Below are 13,796 nucleotides of genomic sequence, written 5' to 3' on the forward strand. Positions count from 1 at the left end.
CCATCACCACGATCATGGCCGCCGCCCTCGTCATCATCACCCTCTGGCGCGATTCCTGACACGAACCCTGGTGAGAAAGGCTCAGTGATGGTTTTACAGAATTGGAGTGAAAATGGATGTCTTCGGAATTAGGATATCACGATGAGCGGTGGTCGGGATTCGGTGGAATTGGGTCCGGTGGAGTGGGCGGTGGTGACGAGGCACCTGGTGCCCTCGGGGTTGTTCGTGCGCCTGGAGGAGTCGGGCGAGGAGGCCTTCGTGGACATCACCTCCGTCCACAACCACCCGCTGTGCCGCAATCCCGAGTACTGGCCGGATGTGGGCGAGCGGATCCGGGTGCGGGCCGTGGGCCGGCGTCCGTCGGGGCAGTTGCAGATGTCGCACCGGGAGAGCGCGCTGGATGGCGTACTGGGCGGGCTTCCGACGCGGGACCCGTCGGTGCCGCCGGGATTGGGGCCGATCGAGCGGGCGGTGGTGGTCGCCCACCGCGAGGGGGGTCTGCGGGTGCGCCTGGTGGAGTCCGGGCGGGTGTGCGCCCTGCCGGCGGCCCTCGTCTCCGACGATCCGACCGAGTGCGCCGAGGAGAACTGGCCCGCGGTGGGCGAGCGCATCCGGGTGCGCAGGCTGGGGGTGTGGCCCGGCGGCGAGATGCGCGTCAGCCGCACCATGTTCACCGATGGGCCTGTCCCCGGCCCTCCACCATCATTCTACGCGTCCCGAACCAATCGGGCCCCCGAGTCGGTGATCGCCTACACGCGCACCCTGCCGGAGGCGGTGGTGGACCGAGTGCGGGAAGTGGGGGACGCCGTCTCGGCGCGGGACTGGGACCGGGCCGAAGAGCTCACCAGCGGCAACCGCCTGGACTGGGAGGAGATCGACGACTTCATGACCACCTACGGCAGCCTCCCTACACGCCCCTGCCCGACGGCTTCGAGACGGACATGTACGCCGCACCCATCCACGGCGGCGGGAACTGGATCGACTGCCTGCTGTGGACCGAGACGGAACGGCCCAGCGACGTCGAGATCTCCCTCAAGATCACCCCCGCACCCGATCGGCCCGACCACCTGAACACCGCCATCGTGCGCATGCGCGCCATCGGATCCCGCCACCCCGGGCGCCACGACCAGAAACCCAGACACCAAGGACCAGGATGGACCCCGCCGTCATAGCACGATGACAGAAGCGGAGTGAGAGGCGTCCCCGGCGAACGATGCGGCGGGGGCCGGGGAACCACGGGTCACGACACCTCCTGACGGGTTGGCGCCCTGGAAGTTGCGGCGCGGGATGAGTCCGCCGGTGGTGGGCGATCCACAGACGATTCAAGGGCATAGGGTGGAATCGTGTCGGAAGGAAGAAGTAGCAGTAGTGGTGTCCGTGGTCCGGCGGGTGCGGTGGAGGAGGTCGCCCGTCTCGTGTTGGAGGCGGAGGTGGCGGTCTTGCCCCCGGTGGGCGGCGGTGCTGTGGGTGTGCTGGGGCGGTGGTTGGACGGCGCCGATGCCGGGCGGGCCGAGGACGCCCTCCTGGCCTCCTACCACCTGCGCGATAAGAATCTGCTCGCGCTGGCCCCCGCCATCGCCGGGCGGGTGGGTGTGGAGTCCGTGTCCGTGCACGTCCGGCGTCTGCTGGGCATGGCCCCGGTCAAGGAGCTGCGCCCGGTGCTCGTGCCCGCCCTCGCCGCCCGTCTCCGGGAGGAACCCGATCCCGACGGGGCTCTGCGCAGGGCCTGCGCCGGCCTCCTGGAGCACCTGGGACTGGACGACGAGGTCCGCCACCTGACCGACCCCGCCCGCACCACCCGCCGAGAACCCGCGGCCCCCGCGCCCGAAGCTCCCGGAGAACCCGGCGACGACGTGCCCGGACCGGCCGACGAGGCGCCCGGCGGCGGGGAGCCCGCCGATGGAAAGGCCGGGCCGGTCGACGAGGGGGCGATCGCGCAGGCCGTGAGACGGTCCGCCCACTTCATGCGGCGGGCGGCCGCGGCGGCCGCGCCCCTGGCGGGGAACCCCGACGTCGTCGCCCTGATCGAAGGGCGGCTCAGCACCCGGAGCGGAAAGCACAATCCGGGATCCCTCCGGGCCGCCTACATGCTCCCCGACGACGACCTGCTCGCCCTCGTACCCGCCATCGTGCGATGGGTCGACGTCGAACGAGGAGCCCTGTACGCCCACCGCCTGCTGCGCATGCTCCCGATCAGCAGACTGCGCCCCGTGCTCGTGCCCGCCGCATTCGCCTGGCTGCACGAGGGCGTAATGATGGACTACGTCTCCTGGTGCACGTTCGCCTCCCTGTTCAACAGCCTGGGACTGGACGAGGACCTCCGCCGCATGGCCGACCTCGCCCTGGCCCACACCGACCCCGACGTCCGCACCGCCGGCAAGGAGATCGTCGAGGACTTCCTGCAGGATTAGGCCGTCTGCGGACCGGGTCGCCTCGACCGATCCTGGCACCGGCCGCCCGGCCACCGCGACGTTCACCCACCGGGACGTGGACGCCATGCGCGTGTCCACCGACCGCGGCGAGCTGGTCGCCATCGTCGCCTACTGCGGCAGCGCCGTCTGAATGAGGGCCGCGCCCCCGTTGAGGCACAGGTAGCCCCGTCCCACGGTCATGACCACGGGCGCGCGCCGCGGGATCCTGGCGGAGAGCAGGTCGCCGTCCATGTCGACATTGGGCTGCAGCAGGATCCCGCACCGCGAGCGCCGCAGCGTCTTGGTCCAGTGGCTGTAGAGCGTGCGCAGGTCGTCGGCCCGGCCGGCCGCGGCGATCCGCACGTTGGGCGGGCTCTCCGCCAGCAGTTCCGCCAGCGCGTGATCGGAGTCGTCGATCCGCTCGGCGTCGTCGACCAGCACCAGGACGGGGCCCTGGCGCAGTCGGAGCGCGGCCAGCAGGCCGGCGGCGTCGGCCGGGTCGGTGACCACCTGGTCCAGGTCGGCCGCGGCCAGGGGGGAGCGGCGCGAGGCGATGGCCGCGATCGTGGGCGGCTCGGGGCCGTCCGCGGCGGTGCGGGCCGCGGCGGCCAGGGTGAGCAGGGTCGTCGACTTGCCCGAGCGGGGCGGGCCGGCCACGAGGATGTGCTCGCCCTCGTAGCTCTCCAGGAGGGCCGGCTTGAGGTCGGCCTCCCCGATGCCCACGGGCAGGCGCCACGGCTCGTGGGCGAGGCGGGCGACGGCGTCGAGCTCGTCGACCCTCACCAGGGTCGGCAGCTCGCCGACCACGGAGGGCTTGACGGGGGCGTGGGGCCACACCCGCGAGGCGATGTGCTCGACGGCGGCCCGGGCGCCGCAGCCGGGCGTGGCGATGTGGGTCTGCAGGCGGGTGAGGACCGGGACGGCGCGCCCGTTGACGTCGGCCGGCATCTGCTCGGGCTTGATGCCGGCCGAGGAGTAGTCGTAGCGGTCGGCGAGCCGGAAGAGCCACTTCTGGGTGGTCACCTCGTCGATGGCCGAGGGGATGGCCTTGACGCGCGTGGTGGTTATGGCGAAGTGGACGCCCACCTCCGGCCCGTCCGCGTAGGAGCGGTAGAAGGATTCCAGCAGCGGCAGGCCGTCCACGTCCTGGTACTCGTCTCGCAGGGCCGCGAAGCCGTCCACCAGGACCAGCATCCTCCGGCTGCGGTCCGGGGCGCCGCGGCGGCGCTGCACCTCGGCGCGCAGGAATTTGAGCAGGCGGCTCTGGCGCTCGCGCGCCCCCGAGCCGGCGCCCGCGTAGCCCACCAGGTGGGGCAGGCCGGTGAGGACCTCCAGGTCGCCGGCGCTCATGTCGAGGACGACGATGTCGAGCTCCTGCGGGTCCAGGGCGCGGGCCGCGGTCAGCGCGATGGCGACCAGCGCCGTCGTCGTGCCCGATCCGGGCACTCCCCCCAGGATGAGGTTGCCCTCCGCCATGTCCCAGCCGGCGTCGAGCTGGCGCTGCCCGTCGGGGTCGTCGGACAGGGCGAAGACCAGGGTGTCCCCGTTCAGGCCGCCGACCGCCGGCAGCTTGGAGGCGGTGTCGTCCGGGTCGGCGCCCGCGGCGTCCTCCTCGCCGCCGGGCGCGTCCGTCCGGGTGGGGCGGGGGAAGCCGGCCAGGTTCACGCGGGCGCCCAGGGGCTCGGGCCACACCGGGCGGGGCGGGGCGAAGCCCGCGATCGCGTTGGCCTCCACGATGGCGTCGATGAGGGCGTCCAGGTCGGTCTCCGGTTCGCCGGGGGCGGGTCTGCGGGCGGGCGGGGCGGGGCGGGGCGGGGCGGAGGAGCCGCCCGTGGTCAGGTCGGTGAAGGCGATCGCCTCGCGCTCCTCGGACTCGATCGGGCCGGTGACCAGGGCGGTCTGGACGGGGGTGATGTCGTCCTGGCCGAGCTTGACCAGGGCGCGGCCCTTCTGCTGGCGCCCGATCGCGGCGGCGTCGGGCACGTCGATGACGTTGGAGGAGTCCTCGCGGCTCTGCACCCGCAGCGCCACCCGCATGTTCGTGTTGGCGAGGATGTCGTCGTTGACGACGCCGGCGGGGCGCTGGGTGGCCAGGATCATGTGCACGCCCAGGGTGCGCCCGACGGCGCCCACGCTGACCAGGGAGCTGAGGACGTCGGGGTACTCCTTGGCGAGCATGGCGAACTCGTCGACGACGAGCAGGAGCCGGGGCATGGGCTCGGTCGGGTTGGTGGCGAGGTAGGCGTCGAGGTTGTCCACGCCCTCCCCGGCGCCGGCGAAGACCCGCTGCCGGTAGGTCATCTCCGCCTCCAGGGCCCGCAGCGCGCGGTCGGCCATCTGGGCGTCGAGGTTGGAGATCGTGCCGATCGTGTGCGGCAGCCGCTCGCAGGTCTTGAAGGCGGCCCCGCCCTTGAAGTCGATGAGGATGAAGGTCAGGGACGTCGGGTCGTTGCGCGCGGCGAGGCCGGCCACGAGGGTGCGCAGGAACTCGCTCTTGCCCGATCCGGTGGTTCCGCCCACCAGCCCGTGCGGCCCGTCGCGGACCAGGTCGATGGAGAACATGCCGCGCTCGCCCACGCCCACCGGGGCCTGGGCGCCGGGCGCCCGCCAGGAGTCGAGCACCTCCTGCGCGGTCGGGGCGGCCATGCCCAGCAGCGGGCCCAGGCGCACCAGGCCGGGCAGCGAGGCCCCGGGCACCTCCAGCTCGGGGTCCTCCAGGCGCGCCATGGCCATGGCGGCCCGGGCGGCGCCGTCGGCGCCGATCCCGGACAGGGCCACGTCCTCCACGCGCACCAGGTCGCCGGGGCGCTCCAGGACGGCGGGCCCGTCCCGCCCCGCCTCGATGACGACCGTGCACGAGGCCGGCAGCTGCTCGCGGGTCGCGGCGAGCACGATGCCGCTGACCCGGCGCGGCGCGCGCTGGCCCGAGCGGGCCACGGCGCCCCGCCCGCGGCCCAGCAGGGAGCGGGCGGGCGATTCGCGGCCCTCGGTGAGGACGTCGGAGTCGATGAGGAGGAGCGCGTTGGGGGTCGCCAGGGCCTCCACCCCGTCGCGCAGGCCGGACAGCAGCGAGTCCGACTCGCGCCGCCGGCCGCTGATCCAGCGCCCCTCGTCGCCCGTCCCCAGGCGCCGGGTGTGCGGGAGCCACCGCGTCCACTCCCATTCCTGGTCGCGCCCCGGGTCGTGGAAGACTCCGATGGTCAGGTCCGCGGGGCCGCAGTGGACGGCGGCCTGGAGCAGCAGGCTGCGCGCCACGGCCGTTGTCGCCTCCCGGCGTCCGACGATGCCGACCACGCCCGCGTCCGACAGGTCCACCTCGGCGGGCCCCGCGGCGATCACCGAGGCGTCCAGGGCGGCGCGGACCTCGTCGACCGGCTTCCGCGCGGCGCGGGCGTCCACCGCGGGCCTCCACGGGGAGTCGGCCACGCCCGCGCTCAGCAGCAGGACGTCGGGGTCGTCGTGGCGGCGCTGCCACAGGGTCGTGGTGGGCCACAGGGCGCGGCGCGCGGCGAGGTCCACCGCGGGCACGGCGGCCCGGCGGGCCGCCAGCTCCGCGGCCGCGGCCTCGCGCAGGGAGGCGGTGAACCGCTCCAGGTCCTCGGAGAAGGTCTTCTCCGCCTCCTTCTTCTCGGCCCTGCGCCTGCGCTTCTGGTCGAACCAGTTGCCGATGGCCAGCAGCGGGCTCATGGCCGAGAACATGGCGTAGCGCAGGTCCCTCATCATGACGACCATGACGACGGCCAGGATGAGGGGGCCGACGACGGCGATGAGGGAGAAGCGCGTGGGCTGGGCCTGCCGCGGGCGCTCCGGGGGCGTCAGGGGCTCGGGGTCCTTGCGCCGTCCGGGCCGGGGCGGCCGGTTGAAGGGGACGGTTCCGGCGGCGGTGATGTTGTGCAGCGACCCGGGGCGGGGGGCGCGGGGCTCCTCCACGTCCTTGCGCGCCGCGATCGCGCAGTCGCCGATGCGCAGCACGGCGTCGGCGTCGATGCGCGCCCCCTCCTCGTCCACGGCGTCGCCGTCCAGGAGGGTGCCGTTGGTCGAGCCGCGGTCCTTGACCAGCAGGCCCTCCTCGTCCCGCTCCACGGTCGCGTGCAGCCAGGAGGCGCTGCGCGAGGGCAGGGGCACGTCGGCCTCGGGGGAGCGCCCGATGGTGAGCACGCCCGTGTCCGGGACCCGGACCACCGGGCCGACGTCCTCCTCGCCGAGCACCGTGAGGGTCCAGCCGGACAGGGCCTCGAGCGCCTCGCCCCCGTCGGGGCGCAGCGTGCTGCCCTCCATGAGCGAGGCCCGGGCGAGCGGGTCCTGCGGGTCGTGGGGGACGTCGTCGACCCACACCGGCCCGGCGGACAGGGGGGCGCCGTAGACGCCCTCCACGAGCTCGCGCAGGGTGGCGGAGTCGGCGAAGGACTCCAGCTCGACCGTCCTGGGGTCGTCGTTGAGGTCGATGACCAGGCGCATGGCCGCTTCCTTTCCGGGCGCCGGCGCGGGCGCCTGATCGGCGTGGTGGACGCCGACGGGCGGCGCCAGTCCACGACTTATGACCGGTGGGGCAACCCGGTCACGGTGCGCGAGCGCGACGGGGCCCTGACCGTGAGCGCCTACGACGAGCGCGGCCGTCTGGTGGTGCGCCGGCTGCCGGGCGGGGCGCGCCGGGAGTGGGAGTGGGACGAGGCGGACCGCCTCGTGTCGGTGACGGTGCGGCCCGGCGCCGGCGGCGGGGACGAGCCGGTGGCGGTGACCCGGTACGCCTATGAGGGGGACGCGCGCACGCCGTCGGCCGTGGTGGACCCGGCCGGCGGGGTCACGGCCCTGGTGTGGGAGGGCGGCCTGCTGCGGCGCATCACGGATCCCACGGGCGTGGGGGTGGAGTTCGGCTACGACGAGCACGGCGATCTGGTCTCCTCCACCAACGCCGCCGGGGACACGGCCCGCCTGGAGCGCGACGGGGCGGGGCGCGTGGTCGCGGCCGTCACCCCGCTGGGCAACCGGACGGTCTTCGACTACGACGAGTCCACGGGGCTGCTGACGACCAGGACGGACCCGACGGGGGCGCGCTGGAGGTTCGAGCACACCGCGGCGGGGCGGCTGAGCGCCGTCATCGACCCCTACGGGGCGCGCACCGAGATCGACCACGGCAAGCACGGGCAGGAGGAGCGTACCGTCGACCCCCTGGGCCGGGCGGTGCGCAAGGGCTACGACGACCTGGGCAACCTCGCCCGCGTGGAGCTGCCCGACGGGACGGCCTGGCGCTTCGGCTACGACGCCCTGTCCCGCCTGGTGTCCTTCACCGACCCCACCGGCGCGGAGCGGACCCTGACCTGGGGCGGGGACGGGCTGGTGTCGGGCGCCATCGACCCCACCGGCGCGGAGCGGCGGATCGAGCGCGACGCGTCGGGCGCGCCCACGAGGGTCGTCGACGGCGGGGACGACGTGTCGGCCCGCTACGACCGGGCGGGGCGGATGGTGGCGGTGGCCGGGGCGGACGGGGCCGAGACCGTCTGCCGCTACGACTCGTGCGGGCGCCTGGTCGAGACGGTGGACGCCGACGGCGCCACCACCGTCTGGGAGCGCGACAAGACCGGGCGCGTGGTGTCGGTGACCCAGCCGACCGGCGGGGTCTACCACTACGAGTACGACGCGTGCGGGCGGTGGGCCGCCACCGTGTCCACCGGCGGGGACCGCTACGAGATGATCTACGACGCCGATTCGCGCCTGGTGGGGGAGATCTGGCCCACCGGGGAGCGGGTGTCCACGAAGTTCGACGCCGCCGGGCGGATCGTCGAGCGCCGCGAGCCGGGCCGCGGCACGGTGAGATTCGGCTACGACCGGTGCGGGCGGATCATCTGCGTGCGCGACCCGTGGAACGGGCGGCGCCGCTTCCGTTACGACGCCGCCGGGCAGATGACCGAGGCCATCGACGCCACCGGCACCGTCACCCGCTTCGTCTACGACTCCTCGGGCCGCCAGATCGAGGCCGTGGACCCGACCGGCGCCGTGCGGCGGCGCACCTTCGACGCCATGGGCCGCATCGTCTCCGAGACCGACCCGCTGGGGGGCACCACCACCTGGGAGCGCGACGGGGCCGGACGCGTGGTGGGCCGGGTGGGGGCCTCGGGGCGGACCCTGACCTGGGAGCGCGACGGGGCCGGGCGCGTGGTGCGCACCCTGGCCGACGGCGCCCTCCTGTGCGAGGTCGAGCGCGACTTCGCGGGGCGCCGCGTCACCCTGACCGGCCGGGGCTCGCGGGTGGAGATGGCGTGGAACTCCCGCGGCGCCCTGCTGCACCGCCTGCGCGACGGGGCCGGGATGCGGTGGGAGTACGACGCGGGCGGACGGCGCACTTCGATGCGCCACCCCGACGGGTCGGTCACCCGGTACGAGTACGACGCCAACAACCGCCTGGCCGCCCTGACCCACCCGGCCACGGGCCGGGTGGAGATCGGGCGCGACGCCATCGGCCGCATCACCTCGGTGCGCGGCCGGGACCTGGAGGCGACCTGGACGTGGCGGGGCGGGACGGTGGCGGCCTGCCGGGTCGACCGGCGCGGCTTCATCCAGAGCACGCTCCTGGAGCGCGACGCCGATGACCGCGTGATCGCGCAGACGACCGACGGCGTGCGCACCGCCTTCTCCTATGACGCGGCGGGGCGACTGACCGGGGCGGTCACGTCCGAGGGGCTGGTCAGCTCCTACGAGTGGGATGAGGCCGGGCGCCTGGTCGCACAGGCGGTGGGCGGGGAGCGCACCGTCTTCTCCTATGACGCGGCGGGGCGACTGACCTCGTCGACGGGTCCGGGTGGGCGGGTTGTTTACGCCTATGACGCCGAGGGGCGGCGCACCCGTGAGAGCGGGCCGGAGGCGGAGCGCCTGTTCGCCTGGGATCCGCGCGGCTTCCTGGCCTCGGTCACCGCCGTGGTGCGCCGCGGCGACTCGGTGCGCGTGGCCGCCCGGCGCGAGATGAGCGCCGATCCCGGCGGGGAGCTGGCCGCCGTGGACGGGGCGGAGGTGTACTGGGACTCCGCCGCGCAGGCCCCGTCCCTGGCCCGGGTGGGCGGCCGGGTCGTCGTCGACGCCCTGGCCGCCACGGCCGTGGCCCGCCCCGCCGACGGCGACGGCGACGAGGGGCGGTGGCTGGTGCCCGACATCGACGGCGCCGGCGCCGACCCCTGGGCCCTGCCCGGCCTGCCCCTGCCCGCCGCCGGCCCCGCCGACGGCGGCGGTGGTGCGGGGGCCGGGGGCGCCGGTGCGGGCCCGGCCAGCGCTGCCGCCCCGGTGGGGGCGGGGGGCCTGGGTGTGGGGCCCTTCGGGTCGCTGGGCGTGGGGGGTCTGGCGCTGACCGGGGCGCGCGCCTACGACCCGGCCACCCGCGCCTTCCTGTCACCCGATCCGCTGCCCGCGGTCACCGGGTCGGGGTGGGCGTCCAACCCCTACGCCTGGGCCGGGGACGATCCCGTGGGCGGGGCCGACCCCCTGGGCCTGCGCCCGGTGTCGGAGGCCGACCTGCGCGTCTACCAGCAGGCCTCCAACGGGACCCTGGGCAACGCCCTGGCCGCGGCCGGGTCGTGGGTGGCCGACAACTGGGAGTACATCGCGGCCGGGGCGGCCGTGGTGGCCGGCATCGCGGTGATGTGCACCGGCGTGGGCGGGCCGCTGGGCGCGGCCATGATCTCCGGGGCGCTGATGAGCGCCGGGTCGTCCATCGGGATGCAGAAGTTCACCACCGGGTCCGTGGACTGGGGGCAGGTCGCCCTGGACGGGTTCATCGGCGCCGCCGGGGGCGTGACCGGCGGGGCCGCGTCGGCGGCCGCGGGCAGGGCCCTCCAGGGCGCCTCGTGCCTGGGGCGCAACATCATCACCGGGGCCGTGGAGTCCGGCGTCGACGGGGCCGTGTCGGGGGGCCTGGGCTACCTGACCGGCCCGGGCCCCCACACCGTGGGCGGGTTCGCCGCCGCCACCGCCGGCGGCGGCGGGTTCGGCGGAGTCATGGGCGGGGCCGGAGGGGCCCTGTCCAAGGCCACCGGGGTATCCCGCTACGGCTGCTTCACCGCCGACACGCCCGTGCTCATGGCCGACGGCACCACCAAGCCCATCGGACAGGTGGCCGTCGGCGAGCGGGTCGTGTCCCACGACCCCATCACCGGCGAGGACGTCGAGGCCGAGGTCGAGGCCACCCACGTCCACCACGACGTGCCCACCCTGGAGGTCACCACCACCGCCGGGACCATCACCACCACCAGCACCCACCCCTTCTACGTCCAAGGACGCGGATGGACCCCCGCCGCCGACCTGAGAAAAGGCGACAGACTCAAAACACCCCACACCACCACCAACCCCGACCACACCAACAACAACGGACCCAACGCCAACACCACCACCGGCGGCGGCGTCGCGGGCGCCACCGGAGACGGCGAGGACGTCGCCGTCCTCACCATCCGACCCACCGGCACCACCACCACCGTCCACAACCTCACCATCCGCAACACCCACAACTACCACGTCCTCACCACACCCACCACCAACACCACCACCGACCACACTGGTCCCGACACCGACCGCACCACCACACCCACACCAATCCTCGTACACAACAACGGAGACGCATGCGGCCTGCCCCCGGACGCCGACTTCGACGGATACTTGTACCGCGCACCCCGAGTAGGCCAGCCGCGCGACCACCTCAACCCCGACGACTTCCTGGATCTCGACATGACGGCCAGCCTGGGAAGCAGGGGTGTTGCGGGCAGCTTCGTGGGTCTAGACGACTATCAGAAAGGTATAATAAAATTCGAGCTACCTCCCGAGTATCTTGTCGAACTCAAAAAATACATGCATGGTTATTCCGGTGACATTCCAGGTGGATGGGAGCTCACGCTGCCCCATCACGAGATCGAGAGGTTCAATGAGATGATCGTCAGCAGCGAGTGGATCCCGCTTATCGATGCAGGAGACGCCGGTATTTTCACCCTTGGTGGTGAGCAGATCTTCTGAGGAGGACGGGCATGGAGGAGATACGGCTGGGGCCGATCGAGTGGGGCGTCGTGACGGCTCACCACCCCTGGGGTCTGGGCGTGCGTTTGGAGGAGTCCGGTGATGATGGAGTCATCGTCCTGGACTCCATTCACGACGACTTCCTGCGCTGCAACGGGGAGTACTGGCCCGAAATCGGCGAGCGCATCCGGGTGCGCAGGTACATCTACAGGTCCCCCAATAACGAGGTGCGCCTGACCAGTTGCGAGAGCGCCATGGAGGGCCTGGCGGGCGGGTACGACCCGCCGCGCCAGTACCCGCTCCCGGAGGGGTTCGGGCCGGTCGAGGAGGGGACGGTCGTCGCCCGCCGCGACTGGGGCGTGGAGGTGCGCCTGGACTCCGGGCGGGTCGGGCAGTTGCGGGCCCGGCTCATGGAGAGCGGGCCCGATCCCGCCCCCGAGGAGCGCTGGCCCGGAATCGGCGAGCGGGTCCGCATCCGGCCCCTGGGCCTCTGGCCCGACGGCAGCCTCCGACTGAGCGGCAGACCCAGTTTCGTCGACCAGATGCCCAGACGCTACCGATGGCTGGGGAAGCGACCCCCCTCAAAGTGAGACGCCCCGCCGCCCGGGGGTCGTGTCTTCTAGTGTGGTGGCAAATTCCCGCGGGGTCTGGATCGTCCTGGGTGTCAAGCCCCGGGTTTTATGGAGACTCTGTTAGTTGGTTCCGGTGGTGGTCGGTTGTGGTTGTTCCTGGTGGTCGGTGTCGGGGACCCGGGCGGCCTCGTGCTCGGCCGGGGTGCGCATGCCGATGGCGCAGTGGGGACGCACCGTGTTGTACCAGTGGACCCATTCGGCGGTGGCGGGCCCGGACATCGTCGATGCCCTCCCAGGGGCCCTTGTTGCGGATGAGTTCGGCCTTGTACAGGGAGTTGAGGGCCTCGGCCAGAGCGAAGCCGAAAGGAGTCCCCCCTGGAGCCCACCGAGGCGACCGCCTCGCACTGGGCCAGGGTCTGCCCGCAGCGGATGGCCCGGTACCCCGCCCCGCGGTCGGAGTGGTGGACCCGGGCCGGTCAGGTCCGCGCCCTCGCGCCGGCGCGCCCAGACGGCCATTTCCAGGGCGCCGGCGGCCAGGTCCGCGCACGGGCTCGTGGAGGTCCGCCGGCCGATGACCCGCCGGGAGTAGACGTCCGTCACGAAGGCCACGTACACCCAGCCGCTGAAAGTACGCACATATGTGATGTCCGACACCCACAGCTCGTTCGGCCTGAAAGCGGCGAAGTGACGGTTCACCAGGTCGGCCGGGCACTGCCCCCTTCGGTGCGGACCGGGTGGTGCGCGGTGACTTGGCGCGCCGCACCCCGTGCAGACCCATGTCGCGCATGAGCCGCACGGGCGGTGCACCGCCCCCGCGTGACCGGCCCCGTGGCGCTCGGCGATCTCGGGGCGACCCCGCACGGCGCGCATCTTGCGGGCCCCGAACACCGAGTAGTCGCCTCCTGTGGACGCGACCGATCTCGCTTCGCAGGGCGTCATCGCGCAGGCTCCTGGCACTGGGCGGCCGGCTGCGGCGGGCGTAGTAGGCGCTCGGGGCGATCTTGACGCCGGCGCCGGCCGGCGTCTCGCAGATCGGCTCGACCCCGAACTCCTCCTTGCGCTCGTCGATGTACTGGCAGATCAGCGGGATGGGCGGTCGAGCTCCGCCGCTATAGACAAGCCGACGCGCTCCGCAGGATCGCGTTGGCCCGCCCCCGGCCCGCGCACCTCCTTCTCCAGCTCCCTGATCCGCCGCGCCTCATCGGTGGTGGTTCCCGGCCGGTCGCCCCGGTCGATCTCGGCCCGCCCGACCCGAGCGCGCAGGGCCTCGGGGTGGATTCCCAGCTCCTCGGCGATCCGGCGCACCGCCCCCCTGGACCGGTCCGGGTCGGCCCTCGCCACCCGACGCCATCCGAGTCGCCCGCTCGCGCAGCTCCAACGAGTACTTCCTTGAGTCCCATGGCAGTGATCCTTCCTGTCATCACCGCCTCCATCAAACCCGGAGCGATCCAGACTCCCACGAAGAACCCCTGCCCGACCCCGACGAGGAGGCCTGCAACAGCCTGCTGTCCGCCCTGCGGGCTCCCGCCGAGAGGGAGGGCGCCATGTTCAAGCACTTCAGGGCCCTGCAACGAGTCTCCCCAGGCCCCGCCACCATCACCACGATCATGGCCGCCGCCCTCGTCATCATCACACTCTGGCACGAATCCTGGCACGAATCCTGGTGAGAAAGGCTCACTGAAGTCCTGAGGCGTCGCAGTCGTCGCATGATAGGGTGTGTTCATGGGAATCTCCATTCGGGGCTCGGGTGATTCGGGTGCGCGCGCGCCCTCTTCTTCGACACCGGCCGATCCGGACATGGCCGACGGCCTCGTCGACTACGCCC

At 73.3% G+C, this 13,796-nt stretch carries 8 protein-coding genes, 1 pseudogene and 1 other annotated feature; of the genes and pseudogenes, 5 read left to right on the forward strand and 4 right to left on the reverse strand.

Translation table 11 applies throughout. The annotated features are described in order from the left end of the window. Positions 1-141 precede the first annotated feature (141 nt). Together G446_RS0114935 and G446_RS0114940 are read left to right on the forward strand one after the other, a co-directional pair. Entirely contained in the window at positions 142-1,071 is a 930-nt protein-coding gene (locus tag G446_RS0114935) for a hypothetical protein (RefSeq protein WP_026410728.1), read from the forward strand. Between the two features lie 359 nt (positions 1,072-1,430). Further along, positions 1,431-2,411, forward strand: coding sequence for a hypothetical protein (locus G446_RS0114940; RefSeq protein WP_156916718.1), 981 nt, complete (start codon positions 1,431-1,433; stop codon positions 2,409-2,411). 129 nt (positions 2,412-2,540) lie between these two features. Here G446_RS0114940 and G446_RS0114945 read toward each other — a convergent pair whose 3' ends face one another. Further along, the gene (locus G446_RS0114945) at positions 2,541-6,869 is read right to left on the reverse strand and encodes a type VII secretion EssC family protein (protein WP_026410730.1); all 4,329 of its coding nucleotides are present in this window, start codon (positions 6,867-6,869) and stop codon (positions 2,541-2,543) included. Positions 6,870-6,911: 42 nt separating this feature from the next. Between G446_RS0114945 and G446_RS20235 the strand changes: the two genes are divergently transcribed. Then, a complete protein-coding gene (locus tag G446_RS20235) occupies positions 6,912-11,399 on the forward strand; it encodes an RHS repeat-associated core domain-containing protein (protein WP_169721311.1) in 4,488 nt (1,495 codons plus the stop codon). A gap of 11 nt (positions 11,400-11,410) precedes the next feature. Further along, a complete protein-coding gene (locus G446_RS0114955) occupies positions 11,411-11,989 on the forward strand; it encodes a hypothetical protein (protein ID WP_026410732.1) in 579 nt (192 codons plus the stop codon). A gap of 102 nt (positions 11,990-12,091) precedes the next feature. On the opposite strand, the gene G446_RS21245 is transcribed toward G446_RS0114955, so the two are convergent. The 3 genes and pseudogenes from G446_RS21245 to G446_RS18485 all read right to left on the reverse strand — a co-directional run bounded on the left by G446_RS21245 (position 12,092) and on the right by G446_RS18485 (position 13,312). Beyond that, the gene (locus G446_RS21245; protein WP_245574743.1) at positions 12,092-12,250 is read right to left on the reverse strand and encodes an integrase core domain-containing protein; all 159 of its coding nucleotides are present in this window, start codon (positions 12,248-12,250) and stop codon (positions 12,092-12,094) included. 222 nt (positions 12,251-12,472) lie between these two features. Continuing rightward, positions 12,473-12,910 (reverse strand): annotated as a pseudogene (locus tag G446_RS21600) (DDE-type integrase/transposase/recombinase); the annotation flags it as partial. Between the two features lie 52 nt (positions 12,911-12,962). Further along, positions 12,963-13,093, reverse strand: a sequence feature (AL1L pseudoknot). Beyond that, positions 13,052-13,312: a hypothetical protein gene (locus G446_RS18485; protein WP_084779303.1), complete on the reverse strand. Its 261-nt coding sequence runs from the start codon at positions 13,310-13,312 to the stop codon at positions 13,052-13,054. Its footprint overlaps the feature before it by 42 nt. A 203-nt stretch (positions 13,313-13,515) precedes the next feature. On the opposite strand from G446_RS18485, the gene G446_RS21405 reads away from it, so the two are divergent. Next, the gene (locus G446_RS21405; RefSeq protein WP_281170237.1) at positions 13,516-13,638 is read left to right on the forward strand and encodes a hypothetical protein; all 123 of its coding nucleotides are present in this window, start codon (positions 13,516-13,518) and stop codon (positions 13,636-13,638) included. The last annotated feature ends 158 nt before the right edge of the window (positions 13,639-13,796 follow it).

The sequence above is a fragment of the Actinomyces dentalis DSM 19115 genome (assembly GCF_000429225.1).
Classification (GTDB): domain Bacteria; phylum Actinomycetota; class Actinomycetes; order Actinomycetales; family Actinomycetaceae; genus Actinomyces; species Actinomyces dentalis.

What these genes read in the sequence shown, in the direction of transcription:
- G446_RS0114955 (WP_026410732.1), top strand. Translation starts at nt 11,411, where the DNA reads ATGGAGGAGATACGGCTGGGGCCGATCGAGTGGGGCGTCGTGACGGCT.
- G446_RS21405 (WP_281170237.1), top strand. Translation starts at nt 13,516, where the DNA reads ATGTTCAAGCACTTCAGGGCCCTGCAACGAGTCTCCCCAGGCCCCGCC.
- G446_RS0114945 (WP_026410730.1), bottom strand. Translation starts at nt 6,869, where the DNA reads ATGCGCCTGGTCATCGACCTCAACGACGACCCCAGGACGGTCGAGCTG.
- G446_RS0114935 (WP_026410728.1), top strand. Translation starts at nt 142, where the DNA reads ATGAGCGGTGGTCGGGATTCGGTGGAATTGGGTCCGGTGGAGTGGGCG.
- G446_RS21245 (WP_245574743.1), bottom strand. Translation starts at nt 12,250, where the DNA reads ATGTCCGGGCCCGCCACCGCCGAATGGGTCCACTGGTACAACACGGTG.